16 protein-coding genes and 1 pseudogene are annotated in these 16055 nt (G+C 74.2%); 9 read left to right on the top strand and 8 right to left on the bottom strand.

Annotated features, from left to right (window positions below; genetic code table 11):
* Positions 1 to 35 precede the first annotated feature (35 nt).
* Positions 36 to 821 (bottom strand): GNAT family N-acetyltransferase, encoded by a 786-nt coding sequence (locus OG618_RS34435; RefSeq protein WP_329491554.1) that lies wholly within the window; start codon positions 819 to 821, stop codon positions 36 to 38.
* Positions 822 to 863: 42 nt separating this feature from the next.
* Entirely contained in the window at positions 864 to 1538 is a 675-nt protein-coding gene (locus OG618_RS34430) for a hypothetical protein (RefSeq protein ID WP_329491553.1), read from the bottom strand.
* 187 nt (positions 1539 to 1725) lie between these two features.
* On the opposite strand from OG618_RS34430, the pseudogene OG618_RS34425 reads away from it, so the two are divergent.
* The 3 genes and pseudogenes from OG618_RS34425 to OG618_RS34415 all read left to right on the top strand — a co-directional run.
* Positions 1726 to 2070 (top strand): annotated as a pseudogene (locus OG618_RS34425) (amidohydrolase family protein); the annotation flags it as partial.
* Positions 2071 to 2204: 134 nt separating this feature from the next.
* Positions 2205 to 2588, top strand: coding sequence for a PadR family transcriptional regulator (locus OG618_RS34420; protein WP_329491552.1), 384 nt, complete (start codon positions 2205 to 2207; stop codon positions 2586 to 2588).
* Positions 2585 to 3589, top strand: a complete 1005-nt coding sequence (locus tag OG618_RS34415; protein WP_329491551.1) for a hypothetical protein — start codon at positions 2585 to 2587, stop codon at positions 3587 to 3589. The genes OG618_RS34420 and OG618_RS34415 overlap by 4 nt, the downstream gene beginning before the upstream one ends.
* 54 nt (positions 3590 to 3643) lie before the next feature.
* On the opposite strand, the gene OG618_RS34410 is transcribed toward OG618_RS34415, so the two are convergent.
* The 3 genes from OG618_RS34410 to OG618_RS34400 all read right to left on the bottom strand — a co-directional run bounded on the left by OG618_RS34410 (position 3644) and on the right by OG618_RS34400 (position 6513).
* Positions 3644 to 4264 carry a TetR/AcrR family transcriptional regulator gene (locus tag OG618_RS34410; protein WP_329491550.1) on the bottom strand — a complete coding sequence of 207 codons (621 nt, stop codon included), beginning with the start codon at positions 4262 to 4264 and terminating at the stop codon, positions 3644 to 3646.
* Complete coding sequence (locus OG618_RS34405) at positions 4261 to 5760, bottom strand: MFS transporter (RefSeq protein WP_442906968.1); 1500 nt, start codon at positions 5758 to 5760, stop codon at positions 4261 to 4263. The genes OG618_RS34410 and OG618_RS34405 overlap by 4 nt, the downstream gene beginning before the upstream one ends.
* A gap of 342 nt (positions 5761 to 6102) precedes the next feature.
* Entirely contained in the window at positions 6103 to 6513 is a 411-nt protein-coding gene (locus OG618_RS34400) for a Fur family transcriptional regulator (RefSeq protein WP_329491548.1), read from the bottom strand.
* Between the two features lie 275 nt (positions 6514 to 6788).
* Between OG618_RS34400 and katG the strand changes: the two genes are divergently transcribed.
* Positions 6789 to 9020 carry a catalase/peroxidase HPI gene (gene katG / locus OG618_RS34395; RefSeq protein WP_329491547.1) on the top strand — a complete coding sequence of 744 codons (2232 nt, stop codon included), beginning with the start codon at positions 6789 to 6791 and terminating at the stop codon, positions 9018 to 9020.
* 73 nt (positions 9021 to 9093) lie between these two features.
* On the opposite strand, the gene OG618_RS34390 is transcribed toward katG, so the two are convergent.
* Positions 9094 to 10344 carry a ricin-type beta-trefoil lectin domain protein gene (locus tag OG618_RS34390; protein WP_442906906.1) on the bottom strand — a complete coding sequence of 417 codons (1251 nt, stop codon included), beginning with the start codon at positions 10342 to 10344 and terminating at the stop codon, positions 9094 to 9096.
* 188 nt (positions 10345 to 10532) lie between these two features.
* Between OG618_RS34390 and OG618_RS34385 the strand changes: the two genes are divergently transcribed.
* The 3 genes from OG618_RS34385 to OG618_RS34375 all read left to right on the top strand — a co-directional run bounded on the left by OG618_RS34385 (position 10533) and on the right by OG618_RS34375 (position 13517).
* Entirely contained in the window at positions 10533 to 11102 is a 570-nt protein-coding gene (locus OG618_RS34385) for a TetR/AcrR family transcriptional regulator (protein ID WP_329491546.1), read from the top strand.
* Between the two features lie 97 nt (positions 11103 to 11199).
* Positions 11200 to 12384 carry a GDSL-type esterase/lipase family protein gene (locus OG618_RS34380; protein WP_329491545.1) on the top strand — a complete coding sequence of 395 codons (1185 nt, stop codon included), beginning with the start codon at positions 11200 to 11202 and terminating at the stop codon, positions 12382 to 12384.
* Between the two features lie 152 nt (positions 12385 to 12536).
* Positions 12537 to 13517 (top strand): alpha/beta fold hydrolase, encoded by a 981-nt coding sequence (locus OG618_RS34375; RefSeq protein ID WP_329491544.1) that lies wholly within the window; start codon positions 12537 to 12539, stop codon positions 13515 to 13517.
* A gap of 158 nt (positions 13518 to 13675) precedes the next feature.
* Here OG618_RS34375 and OG618_RS34370 read toward each other — a convergent pair whose 3' ends face one another.
* On the bottom strand, positions 13676 to 13927 hold the full coding sequence (locus OG618_RS34370) for a DUF5302 domain-containing protein (RefSeq protein ID WP_329491543.1): 252 nt from the start codon (positions 13925 to 13927) through the stop codon (positions 13676 to 13678).
* 429 nt (positions 13928 to 14356) lie between these two features.
* On the opposite strand from OG618_RS34370, the gene OG618_RS34365 reads away from it, so the two are divergent.
* A complete protein-coding gene (locus OG618_RS34365; protein ID WP_329491542.1) occupies positions 14357 to 14614 on the top strand; it encodes an acyl-CoA-like ligand-binding transcription factor in 258 nt (85 codons plus the stop codon).
* 13 nt (positions 14615 to 14627) lie between these two features.
* Here the strand turns inward: OG618_RS34365 and OG618_RS34360 are convergent, their stop codons facing one another.
* Entirely contained in the window at positions 14628 to 15497 is an 870-nt protein-coding gene (locus OG618_RS34360; RefSeq protein WP_329491541.1) for an MBL fold metallo-hydrolase, read from the bottom strand.
* Between the two features lie 129 nt (positions 15498 to 15626).
* Between OG618_RS34360 and OG618_RS34355 the strand changes: the two genes are divergently transcribed.
* Positions 15627 to 16055: a MarR family winged helix-turn-helix transcriptional regulator gene (locus tag OG618_RS34355; RefSeq protein ID WP_329491540.1), complete on the top strand. Its 429-nt coding sequence runs from the start codon at positions 15627 to 15629 to the stop codon at positions 16053 to 16055.

Genomic DNA, 16055 nt, shown 5'->3' with positions numbered 1-16055 from the left:
GCGGGCACGGGCGCCCGGGACGGCGGCCGTACCGGTCAGCGTGCGGTGAACGTCGCCTCGGTGAAGGAGGTGACCTCGGTGAAGCCCAGCCGCCGGTACAGTTCCACGGCGGCCGCGTTGTCCGCGCGGACGTTCAGCCCGATGTGGTCGCTGCCGTCCGCGAGCTGCCGGCAGAGCGCGGCCACGCAGGCCCCGGCCGCGCCCTGGCGCCGGACCGCGGGGTGCGTCGTGACGTTGCCGAGCACGGCCACCCGCTGGACGGGCGACCAGGCGTGCACGCCCGCGACGGCGACCAGCCGGCCGTCCCGGCGGGCGCCGACGTACTGGCCGGTGTCGAGCATCCGGTCGTCGAACCAGTTCCCCGGGTAGGCCTCGGCGAACAGCTTCACCAGCTCGGGCAGGTCCGCGCGGCCCAGCGGGACCGGCGCCCACGGGTCGGCGGGGTGCGCCGCCGCGCGCTCCGGGTCGGTCAGCACCATCCGCAGCAGGGTGCCGTGGCGGCGCACCTCGTACGCCTCGGCCAGCACCCCGGCCGCGTCGCCGGTCAGGTGGCCGAAGAAGCGGCGCGGCAGGACCGGCAGCAGTTCCCGGACCAGCTCCGCCACCTCCGGTGCCTCGGCGGCCCCGCCGAAGGCCAGCAGGGTGGGGGTGTCGCCGACCGCGTACAGCAGCGCCACCGGACCGTCCGGGGCGACGCCGTACCAGGAGGTGTGCGGCCACAGCAGGTCGTCGAGGTCACCGAGTTCCATCAGGTGCAACGCCGGGTCCCGTCGGAAGCGGGCTTCGAGGGCGGCTCGGTCGTGCAGGCTCCGCAAAGGCATCGGGCCAGCATACGGAGGCAGCCGGGCCGGCCGGCCGGAGGCTCAGGAGGTGAGCTGCCCGGGCCGCCCCGGCACCCAGAGCGGCACCGGACCGGCCTGGGCCATCGACCGGATGGCGTACTCCTCCAGCGTGGCGGCCGCCCTACCCGGGTCGTCGCCGCTCAGTTCCGCCAGGGCGGTGGCGGCGGAGCGGGCGCAGGCGAGGATGAGCGCGAGCGTGTCCTGGCGGCGGTGCCGGCGGCGGACGTAGGCCTCGGACCGTTCGGCGATGCGGCGGTCGTGGCACTCCCGCTCCACCGCCGCGTCGGGGCCGTCGGCGGTCGCCGCCTGCACGCCGTGCCAGAGCAGGGCGAGCGCGACGGGCTCGACCGGATGGGCGGTGTCGGAGCACCGCGACCGCTCGTGCGCCTCCGCCGACTCCCGGCCCAGCAGCTCCAGCGCCGCCGGCCCGTCCCCCTCGCGGGTCAGCAGGACCAGCTCCGCCGCCCGGCGGACTAGCTGGTGCAGGGCCGCGCCCGCCGGCACCCGGAGCCCGGGCGCGGCCGGGTCGGCGAAGGCCAGCCAGGTGTCGGCGAACGAGGCCGCCCGCAGTTGCCACAGCCAGGGCCGGGCCCCGGCCCCGAGCCGTTCGCCGGTCGCCAGCCGGATCAGCCCCACGGCGGCGAGATCCGCCGCATCGGTGTCCGACCCGAGCCCGAACAGCCGTCCATTCCTCATCACGCACCCCCGTCAGCGCCATCACTCTGTGACGCGCACATCTCACCACATTGGGACGCGGACGAACTGGCCACGGCCCCCGATGAGACCCACGACACGTAGCCGGCCGGCTACCCCGGACCGCTCACCGGAGGTGCCGGCACCCGGCGGCGCCCCGCGTCAGGCCGGCGGCGATCAGGGTGGCCCCGGCGCCACCGTCGTCCTCGGCTCGGACTGGCCGATCGCCCCCTACCCGCCGCTGGGCGTGATGGCCGGATCCCGCCACCGCCGCCCCAGCCGCGACCTCACCGAGCCGCCGCACGGGATCGAGCAGGCGCTCACCCCGCTGGAAGCCCTCCGGGGCATGACCGTCAACCCCGCCCGGGCCGCCGGGGAGGAGGGGACGGCCGGCCGCCTCGCCGTCGGCCACCGGGCCGACCTGACCGTGCCGGCCGACGACCCCCTCACCGTCCCCAGTACCGAACCGGCCGAACTTCCGGCCCTGTTGACCGTCGCGGACGGGCGGCCGACGCACCGCTCCCCCGGCCTCTGACCGGGCCGACACGATCCGGCGGCGCCGGGCCGGGCACCCCAGGTGCCCGGGCCCGGCGCCGCCGTCGGCTATCTTCTGACGGCCCGATAGCTTAATCATCGACATACTCTGATCATTTAGCTATGCTCGCCCCCATGGCTAACCGTCAACTACAGGAGCCGACCAGGCTCGTGCTCACCGCGCTGGCCGACGCCCCCCGGCACGGCTACGCGATCGTCCAGGAGGTGCTGGCCATCTCCGGCGGCCGGACCAAGCTCCTCACCGGCACCCTTTACACGGCACTGGACCGCCTCCTCCAGCAGGGGCTGATCCGGATCGACCACGAGGAGACCGTCGCGGGCCGGATGCGCCGCACCTTCGCCCTCACCGAGGAGGGCCGGCAGGTGCTCGGCGAGGAGACGGAGCGCCTGCGCGCCGGCGTCGCCGAGGCCGACCGCAGGCTCGCCCTCGGCCGCGGGCCGAACCCCGGCCGCGGGACCGGCCTCAGCACGCCCCGACTGAACGGAGCCACCGCATGAGCACGCACGCCCAGGCCACCCCGCCGCCCGCCAGGCTCGCCCTGCTGGGGCTCTACCCCGCCGCCTACCGGTCCTCGCACGGCGAGGAGATCGCCGCCGTCTTCGCGGAGTCCGTACAGGACGGCGACCGCCGCACCGTCCTGCGCGAGTGGACGGCCCTCGCCGCGCACGCCGTCCGGCTGCGGACCCGGCTCAGCTCACGCGACCCCGCCGGCCGCGTCCTCGCCGGCGCGGCGCCGTTCACCCTCGCCGGCGGCGCGGCCCTGGCCACCGTGCACCTGGTGATGAGCCTCTTCCTCACGGTGCCCCGGGTGGACCTGTTCAGCCCGAACGCCACGGCCACCGCCACGGTGGGCGCGGTGCAGACCGCGCCCTGGCTCCTCGCGCTGGTCCTCGCCGCGCTCGGGCGCTGGGGCCACGCCCGGCTGCTGGTCCTGGCCGGCGTCCTCGCCGGGGCCGGCGCTCCGGCCGCCTTCCTCGTGTACCCGTCGGGGGCGTTCCTCCAGTACGTCTTCCTGCTCCCGCTCTGGCTGCTGCTCGCCGGGCCGGTCCTGATCGCCCCGCCGGACGCCGTCGACCGGTCCGCGCGCGGCCGCACCGGGGCGGCGCTCGCCGCCGTCGCCGTGGCACTGCCGATGACCGCGCTCGTCCTGCGCTGGCCGTGGGCAGGCCCCGGGGACCTCTCCGACCCCGTCTTCTCCGACAGCCTGCGGACCCTCCTCGACGTCTCCACGGCCTGGCCCGCCCTGGTAATGACGATCGCCTACCTCGTCCAGCTCGCCGCCGCCCGCCCCGACCGGCTGCGGGCCGCCGGCGCCGCCCTGGCCGTCCTCCCCTGGACCGCCATGCTGGCCCCGCCCTACTACTGGGCGCCGCCGATCAGGTTCGCCGAACTCGCACGCGACGCCGGGGTCGTCGCCGCCTTCCTGGCCGTCGCCACCGCCCTCGCCGCGCTGCGCCGCACCCGCGCCACCACCCCGGAGCCGGTCGAACCGGCCTGACGGCGGGGCCCCGACCGGCGTGACCGGTCGGGGCCCGCACGGGGCCGGCCGGTCTCAGGCCCCGTCGACGAGCCGTTGCAGCGCCGGGGCGTACAGCTCGGCCAGCCGCTCGGGGGTGGCGCGGTCGCCCGCGCCCGGGCGGTGCAGGCTGAGCGTCGCGCCGAGCCCGAGCAGCTGGCCGGCGATCAGTTCGGCGCGCAGTTCGGCGTCCGGCCCCGGCAGGGAGGCGGCGAGGCGGTCCGTCACCTGGCGGCGGAACCGTTCGCGCAGCAGGGTCCGCTCGTCGTCGTTGCCGAGCGAGAAGACCACGCGCAGCAGGGGGTCGCCGCGCTGCTCCCGGCGCATCCGGACCACGGTGAGCACCAGGTGGCGGCCCAGCGCGCCGGGTTCGGCGGCGAACAGCTCGTCCGCCGCCGGCCCGAAGTCGGCGACGGTGTTGAACAGGTGCTCCTTGCTGCCGAACCGCTTCACGATCAGCGACGGGCTGACGCCCGCGTCGGCCGCTATCCCCCGCATGGTGACGTCGGCGTAGGGGCGCAGGGCGAAGGCCCGGCGGGCGGCGCGCAGGATCGCGTCCCGCCCGGTGCCCTGCTCGGCCTCGCCGAGCTGTTCGGGCCGCCCGGTCACCGGCCCGGTGGCCGGTTCGGTCGCGCCGGTCTCGTCGGCGATGGTCATGCGCTCTCCTGGGCCGGGGCCGCCGGGGTCGTCACCCCGACCGTACCGGCTGCGGCGGGGCCCGGGCGCGCCGTGCGGCCGGCGGGCAGGAAGAGGGTCGCGACCAGCGCGGCGGCGGCCATCCCGGCCGCGATCAGGAAGATCAGCAGATAGGCGTGCAGGGTGGGGGCGGTGCGCCCGGCGACGGTGAACGTGACGTGGGCGAGCACGGCGGTGACCACCGCGCTGCAGCAGGCCTGCCCGACCGAGCGCATCAGCGTGTTCAGCCCGTTCGCCGCACCCGTCTCGCTGACCGGCACCGCCCGCATCACCAGCGCGGGCAGCGCCGAGTACGCGAGGGCGGTGCCGGAGGCGACGACGGTGGCACCGGCCACGATCAGCCAGAGGCTGTGACTGGTGAAGAACCGCACCAGGTAGCCGACCACCATCACGGACGCCGCGACGGCGAGCGTCGTCCGGGGGCCGTACTTGGCGGAGATCCGGGCGGACAGCGGGGACAGCGCGACCATCGCCAGGCCGCCCGGCAGCAGGCAGAGCCCGCCCACCACGATCGAGGCGCCGAGACCGTAGCCGGTCTCCTTGGGCTCCTGCACCATCTGCGCGGTGACCAGGGAGTTCGCGTAGAAGGCGAAGCCGATGAGCATCGCGGCCAGGTTGGTCAGCAGCACCGCGGGCCGGGCCGAGACCCGCAGGTCGACCATCGGCGAGGCGGTGCGCAGCTCGTACCGGCCCCAGAGCAGCCCGAGCAGCAGCGAGCCGCCGAGCAGGCCGAGCGTGCGCGGCGAGGTCCAGCCCCAGCCGGCGCCCTGGGTGATCGCGAGCAGCAGGCCGACCAGGACGGCGCCGAGGCCGAGGGTCCCGGGGAGGTCGAAGCGCCCACGGGAGCGCAGCGGCGACTCCGGCACGATCCGGAGCACCAGGGCGATGTCCAGCACGCCGAGCGCGGCGGAGGCCCAGAACATGGTGTGCCAGTCGAAGTTCTCCACGACCAGCGCCGCCACCGGCAGCCCTATCGCGGCGCCGATGCCGAGGGTGGAGCTCATCAGGGCGATGGAGGGCAGCACGCGCTCGGGCGGCAGTTCGTCGCGGATGATGCTGATGCCGAGCGGGATGACGGCGAGGGCCGCGCCCTGCAGCGCGCGGCCGGCGATCAGCACGCCGATCTGCGAGCTCACGGCGCACAGCACGGACCCGGCGGTGAGCACGCCCAGCGAGGCGAGCAGCACCCGGCGCTTGCCGTACATGTCGCCGACCCGGCCGAGCACGGGCGTGAAGACCGCGCCGGTCAGCAGGGTGACGGTGACCAGCCAGCCGGCCGCGCCCGGCGAACTGCCGGTCAGCGCGGGCACGTGCGGGAGCAGCGGCACGACCAGGGTCTGCATGACGGCGACCACGACGCCGCAGAAGGCGAGGACGGGCACGATCAGATCGGCCCGCGGCGTCCTGGCGGACGGGACGGGGGAGGTCGGGCCGGGCTCGGCCGTCACCGGGGTCATCGTGCTCCAGACGCTGGTCCACAGACGGGTGCACAGACGTTCACCCATCCCAGGGTAAACGCTTGTGCACCCCCTGTCCCGCCCTTTACGCATCCAGCCCCGACGGCCTACGCATCCAGCCCCGACGGCCGCGCCCTCGTCGCCGACGGCGGCACCGACGGCGCCGGCCGGGGCGGTGGTTCGTCGAGTTCCAGCGGGGCGATCATCGTCGTCGACGAGAGCAGCAGCGGTTCGAGCACCTTGAGCGGCCGTCCGCCGACCGCACCGCAGCCGAAGGGGCCGGCCGAACCCTTGGGTTCGGCCGGCCCCTTCGGCGGGTCGGCGAGGTGTCGGCCCCGGGCGTCAGGCGCAGTCCGGGCAGATCCCGCGGTAGGTGACCTCGGCGGTGGCGACGGCGAAGCCGAACCGCTGCTCGGCCGGAAGGTCGGCCAGCGGGTCCCCGGCCGGGTGGACGTCGCGGATCGTGCCGCAGCCGGAGCACACCAGGTGCTGGTGCGGGCGGTGGGCGTTGGGGTCGTAGCGCCGGGCCCGGCCGTCGGTGGCGACCTCCATGACCTCGCCGAGGCCGACCAGTTCGCCGAGGGTGTTGTAGACGGTCGCGCGGGAGATCTCCGGCAGCCGCTGGACCGCGCGGGCGTGCACCTCGTCGGCCGTGAGATGGACGTGATCGCCGTCGAGGACCTCCGCGACGACGCGCCGCTGGGCGGTCAGTCGCCAGCCGCGCCCTCTCAGCCGTACCAGCAGGTCACTCATATCGGTTCACCTATTCAGGCTCATGGGGGAACCCCGGATTCTAGCAGTGGCCTTCCGAACCCCGACGGGATAGTCACTCGGTGTGGTTCTTGACTTGGAATCTGTCCATCGTAGGATCGGTTCCGGCGATAGCCTAGGGGGCAGTGAGGCTCCGGAACGGCGGTGAGCACCTCCGCGTCGGGTGAGCTAGTCCTCCTCATTGAACGACCCCCCCAGGTGCTCCGCCCTTCGATCGTTCCTGAACAACGTGATCCGCCCGGCCCGGAAGGATTCCCATGTCTGAGAACCACGACGCGATCGTCACCGATGCGAAGGCGGAGGGGGGAGGAGGCTGCCCCGTCGCCCACGGGCGCGCCGCGCACCCGACCCAGGGCGGTGGAAACCGCCAGTGGTGGCCGGACCGGCTCAACCTGAAGATCCTTGCCAAGAACCCGGCCGTGGCCAACCCGCTCGGTGCGGACTTCGACTACGCCGAGGCGTTCAAGACGCTCGACCTCGCCGCCGTCAAGCGCGACCTCGCCGAGGTGCTGACCACCTCGCAGGACTGGTGGCCGGCCGACTTCGGCCACTACGGCCCCTTCATCATCCGGATGGCCTGGCACAGCGCGGGCACCTACCGGATCAGCGACGGCCGCGGCGGCGCCGGTGCCGGCCAGCAGCGTTTCGCGCCGCTGAACAGCTGGCCGGACAACGCCAACCTCGACAAGGCCCGCCGCCTGCTGTGGCCGGTGAAGAAGAAGTACGGCCAGAGCCTGTCCTGGGCCGACCTGCTGATCCTGGCCGGCAACGTCGCGCTGGAGACGATGGGCTTCCAGACCTTCGGCTTCGGCGGCGGTCGCGAGGACGTCTGGGAGCCGGAGGAGGACGTCTACTGGGGCCCCGAGACGACCTGGCTCGACGACGAGCGCTACACCGGCGACCGTGACCTGGAGAGCCCGCTGGGCGCCGTCCAGATGGGCCTGATCTACGTCAACCCGGAAGGCCCCAACGGCACCCCGGACCCGATGGCCGCGGCCCGCGACATCCGCGAGACCTTCCGCCGGATGGCGATGAACGACGAGGAGACCGTCGCCCTGATCGCGGGCGGCCACACCTTCGGCAAGACCCACGGCGCGGGCCCGGCCGACAACGTCGGCCCCGACCCCGAGGCCGCCCCGCTGGAGCTGCAGGGCCTGGGCTGGCAGAGCACCTACGGCACCGGCAAGGGCGACGACACGATCACCAGCGGCCTTGAGGGCATCTGGACCACCACGCCCACCACCTGGGACAACACCTTCTTCGAGATCCTCTTCGGCTACGAGTGGGAGCTGTTCAAGAGCCCGGCCGGCGCCCACCAGTGGCGGCCCAAGGACGGCGGCGGCGCCGGTACCGTCCCGGACGCGCACGACGGCTCGAAGACCCACGCGCCGACCATGCTGACCACCGACCTCGCGCTGCGGGTCGACCCGGTCTACGAGCAGATCTCCCGGCGCTTCCTGGCCGAGCCCGCGGTCTTCGCGGACGCCTTCGCTCGGGCCTGGTTCAAGCTCACCCACCGCGACATGGGTCCGGTCGTGCGCTACCTCGGCCCCGAGGTCCCGTCGGAGACCCTGCTGTGGCAGGACCCGCTGCCCGCCGTCACGCACGAGCTGGTCGACGCCGCGGACATCGCCGCCCTCAAGCAGCAGGTGCTGGCCTCCGGCCTGACCGTCGCCCAGCTGGTCTCCACCGCCTGGGCCTCGGCCTCCACGTTCCGCGGCAGTGACCTGCGCGGCGGCGCCAACGGCGCCCGGATCCGGCTGGAACCGCAGAGCGGCTGGGAGGTCAACGGGCCCGACGAGCTGGCGACCGTGCTGCGCACCCTGGAGAGCGTGCGCGACTCGTTCAACGCCGGCCGGACGGACGGCAGGGCGATCTCGATCGCCGACCTGATCGTCCTCGCGGGCGCGGCCGGTGTGGAGAAGGCCGCCGCCGACGCCGGCTTCCCGGTCGTGGTGCCGTTCACCCCGGGCCGGGTGGACGCCGCCCAGGACGAGACCGACGTCGAGTCCTTCGCGGCGCTGGAGCCGACCGCCGACGGGTTCCGCAACTACCTGGGCAAGGGCAACCGGCTGCCGGCCGAGTACCTGCTGCTGGACCGGGCCAACCTGCTGACCCTGAGCGCCCCGGAGCTGACCGTCCTGGTCGGCGGCCTGCGCGTGCTGGGCGCCAACTACCAGCAGTCCTCGCTGGGCGTCCTGACCGACACCCCCGGCCGGCTGACCAACGACTTCTTCGTCAACCTGCTCGACCTGGGCACGACGTGGAAGGCCACCACCGCGGACGCGAACACCTTCGAGGCCCGGGACGCCGTCACCGGCGAGGTCCGCTGGACCGGCACCCGCGCCGACCTGGTGTTCGGCTCCAACTCGGAGCTGCGGGCGCTCGCCGAGGTCTACGCGAGCGACGACGCGAAGGAGAAGTTCGTGACGGACTTCGTCGCGGCCTGGACCAAGGTGTCCGAGCTCGACCGCTTCGACCTGCGCTGACCGCGGGTCACCCGACCCTGACGAACCGCCGTGCCCCGGCCGCCCTCCGGCGACCGGGGCACGGCGCTGTTCGTCAGGGGTTCAGCGTCCACTTCTGGTTGCCGGCCCCGGTGCAGGTCCAGAGCTGGGTCGCGGTGGCATCGGCCGGGTTGTTGCCGGCCACGTCCAGGCACTTGTTCGCCGGCACGTTGACCAGGTCGCGGGTGGCCGCGTTGTACGACCAGCGCTGGGCGCCGGTGCCGTTGCAGTCCCACAGCTGCACCTTGGTGCCGTCCGCGGTTCCCGCGGCATTGGCGTCCAGGCACTTGCCGAGCGCGCGCACCGTGCCGTCGGTGCCGACCGTCCAGCGCTGCGCGGCCGTCCCGTTGCAGGTGTAGAGCTGGACCTGGGTGCCGTTGGCGGTGCCCGCGGCGGCCACGTCCAGGCACTTGCCCGCCAGCCCGGTCAGGGTGCCGCCCGTGGGGGTGCCGCCGGAGGTGGTCACCCGCACGTAGTCCACGACCAGTTGCTGCGGGAAGGCGGTGCCGGCGTCCGGGTCACCGGGCCAGTAGCCGCCGACGGCGAGGTTGAGGATGAGGAAGAAGGGCTTGTTGAACGCCCAGCTCCGGCCGCCGAGATCGGCCGGGGTGCGGCGCTGGTAGACCGTGCCGTCCACGGACCAGGAGATCGAGTCGGGCGCCCAGTCGACGGCGAAGGTGTGGAAGGCGTCCGCGAAGGCCTGGCCGCCCGGGAGGCTGTACCCGGCGCCGATGCCGCCGCTGCCCGAGTAGCCGGGGCCGTGGATGGTCCCGTGCACCGTGCCGGGCTCGAAGCCGACGTTCTCCATGACGTCGATCTCGCCGCTGTTCGGCCAGCCGACCTGGCCGATGTCGTTGCCCAGCATCCAGAAGGCCGGCCACATGCCCTGGCCGCGCGGGACCTTCATCCGGGTCTCGACGTGCCCGTAGGCCTGGGCGAACCGGCCGGAGGTGTTCAGCCGGGCCGAGGTGTACTGACAGGTTCCGTACCAGCACTGGTAGTTGGCCGGGTTCTCGCGGCGCGCCGTGATCACCAGGTGGCCCTGGCCGTCCAGCGCGGCGTTCGCGTTGCCGGCCGTGTAGTACTGGCGCTCGTGGTTGTTGACGTTGTCGCCGGTCTCGGTCTGCCACCTGCCCGCGTCGACCGCCGACCCGGCGGGGCCGTCGAAGTTGTCCTCGAAGTTCACTGCTTGAACGGAGGTCGGGGCCGCCGTGGCCTGGGCCGGTCCCCAGGCGAAGGTCGCGACCATGGCCAGCAGCAGCCCGAACGTGGCTGCCAGGGACTGTCGGTGGATCGACGAGGGCATACGCAACCGCCTTGCTCTGGAGGGGTCGTGGGAGAGCCCGGCCGGGACCTTTCTTCACGAAGTGAACTCCCATGACGGAACGCTGTCAATCACTTGAACGCCTCGCCATCCTCCCTATATCCCACGTCGATTTGCCTAAAGGTATTAGGCAAATGCATCATCGGTTCTGTCGAACGAGAGGACGGGACATGGGACGCGTAGGGCTGACCACCGAGCGCCTGACACGGGCGGGCGCCGAGCTGGCCGACGAGGTCGGCTTCGAGCAGGTGACCGTCTCGGCACTCGCCAGGCGGTTCGACGTCAAGGTCGCGAGCCTGTACTCGCACGTCAAGAGCTCCCAGGACCTCAAGACCAGGATCGCCCTGCTCGCCCTGGAGGAGCTCGCCGACCGCGGCGCCGACGCGCTGGCCGGGCGGGCGGGCAAGGACGCCCTGACGGCGCTGGCCGACGTCTACCGCGACTACGCGCGCCAGCACCCCGGCCGCTACGCGGCGACCCGTCAGCCGCTCACCCCGGAGGCGGCGGCGGCCAGCGCCGGCGGCCGCCACGCGGAGATGACGCGGGCGATCCTGCGCGGGTACGACCTCACCGAACCGGACCAGACCCACGCCGTCCGCCTGCTGGGGAGCGTCTTCCACGGCTACGTCAGCCTGGAGCTGGCCGAGGCCTTCAGCCACAGCGCCCCCGACTCCCAGGAGTCCTGGACACGGATCCTGGACGCCCTCGACGCCCTGCTGCGCAACTGGCCCGCGCCCTGACCCGGGCCCCTCGCCCACCACGGGCGGCGCCCGACCGGCCGACCGGCCCGCGTCCGGGCCGACGCCCCCGCACTTCCCGAAGCACAAGGTTGAGACGATGCACACCACCCCGCACAGCTGGATCACCACGCCCGTCACCGCGGAGCTGCTGCGCGGCGCCCTGGACCTGGAGCGGACCGAGCACGGTCTGCTCCCGCACCGGCTGCCCGCCTGGGTCCGCGCCCGCAACACCGACGGCCAGCTGGCCATGGCCGAGTCCCAGCCCTCCGGCGTACGCCTGGCCTTCCGCACCCGGGCCACCGCGATCGAACTGGACACCCTGCCCACCAAGCGGGTCTACCCGGGCGCACCGCCCCGCCCGGACGGCGTGTACGACCTGCTCGTCGACGGCCGCCCGGCCGGGCAGTCCACCGTTCCCACCGGCAACACCCTGACCATCGACCTGGCCACCGGGTCCGCGCGGCCCCGGCCCGGGCCGGTCGGCACCGCCCGGTTCCCCGCACTGCCCGAGGGCGTCAAGGACGTCGAGATCTGGCTGCCGCACAACGAGACCACCGAACTGGTGGCGCTGCGCACCGACGCCCCCGTCGAGCAGCACGCGGCCGACCGGGGCCGCAAGGTCTGGCTGCACCACGGGAGTTCGATCAGCCAGGGGTCCGACACCGCGAGCCCCAGCACGACCTGGCCGGCGCTCGCCGCCGCGCTCGGCGGTGCGGAGCTGGTCAACCTGGGCCTGGGCGGCAGCGCCCTGCTCGACCCGTTCACCGCCCGGACCATGCGCGACACCCCCGCCGACCTGATCAGCGTCAAGATCGGCATCAACCTCGTCAACACCGACCTGATGCGGCTGCGCGCCTTCACCCCGGCCGTCCACGGCTTCCTCGACACCATCCGCGAGGGGCACCCGGACGCGCCGCTGCTGGTGGTCTCGTCCATCCTCTGCCCCATCCACGAGGACACCCCCGGCCCCAGCGCCCCGGACCTCACCGCCCTCGCCACCGGGCGCCTGCGGTTCCTGGCCACCGGCGACCCGGCGGAGCGGGCGGGCGGGAAGCTCACCCTGCGCGTCATCCGGGAGGAGCTGGCCCGCATCGTCCGGCAGCGCTCCGCCCAGGACCCGAACCTGCACCACCTCGACGGCCGCGAGCTGTACGGCGAGGCGGACTTCGCCGAGCTGCCGCTGCCCGACGCGCTCCACCCGGACACCGCCGCGCACCGCCGCATCGGCGAGCGCTTCGCCGCCGTCGCCTTCGGCCCCGGCCGGCCGTTCGCGGCGCGGTAGCGGGGAGCGCGGGCGCCGAAGCCGGCCGGGCGGTTTGCCGAACCGGCAACAGCCCTCGCCCGGAGCCCACCGGGCGCACCATGATCGGCGGCGAGACAGCGTGCGCCGGAGCGCCACCCCGCGCCCGGCCGACCGAATCGTCAGGAGGACGCATGTCACCCCACCTCGCGGGCGCCACCCACCGACTGGTCCCCACCCCCGCCGGCCGGATCCACCTGGTGGAACAGGGCAGCGGGCCGCTGGTCCTGCTGGTGCACGGGTTCCCGGAGTCCTGGTACTCCTGGCGCCGCCAGTTGCCCGCGCTGGCCGCGGCCGGGTACCGCGCGGTCGCCGTCGACGTCCGGGGGTACGGGCGCTCCACCGCACCCGAGGACCCGGCCGCGTACCGGATGCTCGACCTCGTCGAGGACAACGTCGCGGTGGTGCACGCCCTGGGCGAACGGTCCGCGGTGATCGTCGGCCACGACTGGGGGGCGACCATCGCCGCCGACTCCGCCCTGGTCAGGCCGGACGTGTTCCGTGCGGTGGGACTGCTGAGCGTCCCGTACCTGCCGCGCGGCGGTCCGCGCCCCAGCGAGGTCTTCGCGGGGATGGGCGGCGACGAGGAGTTCTACGTCGCCTACTTCCAGGAGCCGGGCCGCGCCGAGGCCGAGATCGAACCCGATGTGCGCGGCTGGCTCGCGGGCTTCTACGCGGCGCTGTCCGCCGACACCATGCCGGCCCCGGGCGCACCCGATCCGCACTTCGTCGGCCCGGGCGGGACGCTGCGCGACCGGTTCCCCGCCGGCCGGCTGCCCGGCTGGCTCAGTGCGGAGGACCTCGACTTCTACGCCGGTGAGTTCGAGCGGACCGGCCTGCGCGGGGCGCTGGCCCGGTACCGCAGCATGGACCGGGACTGGGAGGACCTCGCCCGCTTCGACGGCGCCCCGATCACCCAGCCCTCGCTGTTCGCCGGCGGTGGCCTGGACGCCTCCACCACCTGGCTGGCCGAGGCGATCGCGGCCTACCCCGTCACGCTTCCCGGTCTGCTCTCCTGCCACGTCCTCGACGGCTGCGGGCACTGGATCCAGCAGGAACGACCGGACGAGGTCAACCGGCTCCTGACCGACTGGCTGGCCTCCCTGCCCGCCTGACCGGTCGGGCCGACCCGACCGGCCCGACCGGCCCGACCGGCCCGCGGACCGTGGCCGGGGTGAACGTCTCCGCCGCCCGCCCCGCGAGGGACCGGGCGGCGGAGACGCCAGGTGGACCGGGCGGCGCCGGATCCGGCGCCGCCCGAGCGGTCGAGTGCTCAGCCACCGCTCTTGCGGCGGAAGTTGCGCTTGCCGCCGGCCGCGGCGTGGGCGCCGTGGATCTTCGAGTCGCCGTTCGGGCCGCCGGACGCGGCGCCGCCCTTGGTGCCGTGCTTGCGCTCCAGCGCGGCCAGGAACCGGGCCTTGACGTCGTCCTGCGTGGCGGGCGCCGCGGTGGCCTGGTCGGCCTCCGCGCCCGTGGCCTTCTCGGTGTTCTCGGCGTGGTCGGACGACGTTGATTCGCTGCTCATACGGGACCTCCTGGAAGGGTGCTGCCGGTAGACGGCTTCACGCACACGATGTCACGTTCGGCGGCCTCCCCCGAACCGGTGGCGGCGGACACCGCGCGGGGTGCCCCGCTGATCCGGTTCACCGGGCCGTCGGGCCCGCCCCACGAACGGCGGCCGTCGCCGGATCCGGGGGCGGGCGGGCCTTCCCGCGACGTACCGGCCGTCATTGGTGGTCCCCCCAATGGGCCAGGAGCTGCTCGGCGCTGTCGGGGGCGAAGGCGCCCTCGATGCCCTCCGCCGCGTCGGCGGCGGCCGCGGCGGCCGCGGCGGAACGGGGCAGCAGGACACGCTCGTACGCGGTGACGGCGCCGTCGACGGTCGGGTGGTCCAGGGGTGTGCGGCCAGCTGTGCGGCACCGGCAGCGCGTACAGGGGCCGGTTGACGTAGCCGGTGTCGCCGCCGGTCACGGACCTCGTCCGCGACACCCCCGCGCTGAGCGAGTACGCCCGCCGGATGTGGACGCGCCACCAGGAGGCCCTGGCCCGCGCCGTCGCCGACGCGACCGGCGCCGAGCCCGACGACCCGCGCTGCGCCGCGCTGGCCCGGTTCACCCTCGGAGCCTCGGCGCTCGCCCGCGACTCGGCGGACCCGGCGCGGGCCCTGGACGCCGCCTTCGACCTCCTCGAACACGGCTGGCAGGCCGGCTGACCGGGCCGTCGGGTCAGGCGTCCAGCGGCTGCCAGGCCGGACCGGACCCACCCCGCCGGACGTGGCCGAACACCACGTCGGCGAAGTGCACGCCGAAGCCGATCGTGCCGGGCTCCGCCAGCTCGGCGACCAGTCGGCGGCGGTGCTCGGCGGTCCGGGTCAGGTCGTGGTCGAAGCCCGAGGACCAGTCCGGGTGGTCGATCTGGATCGGCGAGTGCGCGGTGTCGCCGAAGGCGATCAGCCGCCGGCCGCCCCCGGTGATGACGTACTCGGCGTGCCCGGGGGTGTGCCCGGGGAGGATCCGCACGCGGACACCCGGGAAGACCTCCTGCCCGTCCGTGATCGTCCGGACGCGCGGGGCCAGGGCCGCGACCTGCTCGTCCGCTAGGTCCCGTTGCTCCCACTCCGGCGCGGAGACCAGGTAGTCGGCGTGGGCGAACAGCGGCTGGTCCCCGCCGGGGGCGGGGAGGGCGGCCCAGCCGAGGTGGTCGGCGTGGAGGTGGGTGAAGGCCACCGCCTCGATGTCCTCGGGGGCGCGGCCGAGCCGGGCCAGGCCGTCCGGGAGCGCGCCGCCGCGGATCGTGGCGAGGGGCCCGGCCGGCGCGGCGTGCGACCGGGGGCCGAAGCCCGCGTCGATCAGCAGCGCGCGGTCGCCGTGCTCCACCAGCAGGCTGCCGACGCTCCCGACCAGGTGGCCCCCGGCGTCCAGGTACTCCGGGTGCGCGGCCCACACCTCGCCGGTGCTGTCCGGGAGCCCGTCCAGGGGGCGCAGCCGTACATCACCGTCCGGCACGTACGACACCGTGGTGTCGCCCAGCCGTATCGAGCGGACCCCCGCCGGCCGGCGCAGTCGCTCGCCCTGATCCACCGTCATGTCGGCCATGAGTTCTCTCCCGTGTGTCGTCGTCAGTTCGGCGCCGGGTTCCGGCGCCGTCGACGCCACCATAAGCATCAAGTTCGAATCATTCAAGCTGCAATTATGTTGGCTTGACGAACTGCTAGAGTGGGCGCCATGACGACGTTCTCCGAGCCGCAGGCCATCGCCGTGCGACAGCTGTGCGGCCTGGTGAACGGGCTGAACCAGCGGATCGTCGAGCACGTGCGCGTGCGCGCGGCCACCCTCGGGCTCACCCCCTCCCAGGCGGCCGCGCTGCGGGAGATGAGCGGGCCGATGACCATGCGCGAGCTCGCCGAGCGCATGAGCTGCGAGCCCTCCAACACCACCTTCGTCGTCGACAAGCTGGAGAAGCAGCAGCTGATCGAGCGGCACCCGCACCCCACCGACCGCCGCGCCAAGCAGCTCGTGCTCACCGCCGAGGGCACCGCGCTGCGCGAACGGCTCCTCGAACTCCTCACCGAGGGCTCGCCGCTGGGCAGCCTCACCGCACAGGAGAGGCAGCTGCTGCACGGCCTGCTGGAACGGGCCGTCGCCCCCGCGTAG

The organism is Kitasatospora sp. NBC_01246 (assembly GCF_036226505.1).
Classification (GTDB): domain Bacteria; phylum Actinomycetota; class Actinomycetes; order Streptomycetales; family Streptomycetaceae; genus Kitasatospora.
Note: the sequence above shows the minus strand (reverse complement) of the source record. Positions and strands in the feature narration are given on the sequence as shown.

What these genes read in the sequence shown, in the direction of transcription:
- OG618_RS34400 (WP_329491548.1), bottom strand. Translation starts at nt 6,513, where the DNA reads ATGAGTGACCTGCTGGTACGGCTGAGAGGGCGCGGCTGGCGACTGACC.
- OG618_RS34390 (WP_442906906.1), bottom strand. Translation starts at nt 10,344, where the DNA reads ATGCCCTCGTCGATCCACCGACAGTCCCTGGCAGCCACGTTCGGGCTG.
- OG618_RS34375 (WP_329491544.1), top strand. Translation starts at nt 12,537, where the DNA reads ATGTCACCCCACCTCGCGGGCGCCACCCACCGACTGGTCCCCACCCCC.
- OG618_RS34385 (WP_329491546.1), top strand. Translation starts at nt 10,533, where the DNA reads ATGGGACGCGTAGGGCTGACCACCGAGCGCCTGACACGGGCGGGCGCC.
- OG618_RS34360 (WP_329491541.1), bottom strand. Translation starts at nt 15,497, where the DNA reads ATGGCCGACATGACGGTGGATCAGGGCGAGCGACTGCGCCGGCCGGCG.
- katG (WP_329491547.1), top strand. Translation starts at nt 6,789, where the DNA reads ATGTCTGAGAACCACGACGCGATCGTCACCGATGCGAAGGCGGAGGGG.
- OG618_RS34420 (WP_329491552.1), top strand. Translation starts at nt 2,205, where the DNA reads ATGGCTAACCGTCAACTACAGGAGCCGACCAGGCTCGTGCTCACCGCG.
- OG618_RS34415 (WP_329491551.1), top strand. Translation starts at nt 2,585, where the DNA reads ATGAGCACGCACGCCCAGGCCACCCCGCCGCCCGCCAGGCTCGCCCTG.
- OG618_RS34370 (WP_329491543.1), bottom strand. Translation starts at nt 13,927, where the DNA reads ATGAGCAGCGAATCAACGTCGTCCGACCACGCCGAGAACACCGAGAAG.
- OG618_RS34410 (WP_329491550.1), bottom strand. Translation starts at nt 4,264, where the DNA reads ATGACCATCGCCGACGAGACCGGCGCGACCGAACCGGCCACCGGGCCG.
- OG618_RS34430 (WP_329491553.1), bottom strand. Translation starts at nt 1,538, where the DNA reads ATGAGGAATGGACGGCTGTTCGGGCTCGGGTCGGACACCGATGCGGCG.
- OG618_RS34355 (WP_329491540.1), top strand. Translation starts at nt 15,627, where the DNA reads ATGACGACGTTCTCCGAGCCGCAGGCCATCGCCGTGCGACAGCTGTGC.
- OG618_RS34405 (WP_442906968.1), bottom strand. Translation starts at nt 5,760, where the DNA reads ATGACCCCGGTGACGGCCGAGCCCGGCCCGACCTCCCCCGTCCCGTCC.
- OG618_RS34380 (WP_329491545.1), top strand. Translation starts at nt 11,200, where the DNA reads ATGCACACCACCCCGCACAGCTGGATCACCACGCCCGTCACCGCGGAG.
- OG618_RS34435 (WP_329491554.1), bottom strand. Translation starts at nt 821, where the DNA reads ATGCCTTTGCGGAGCCTGCACGACCGAGCCGCCCTCGAAGCCCGCTTC.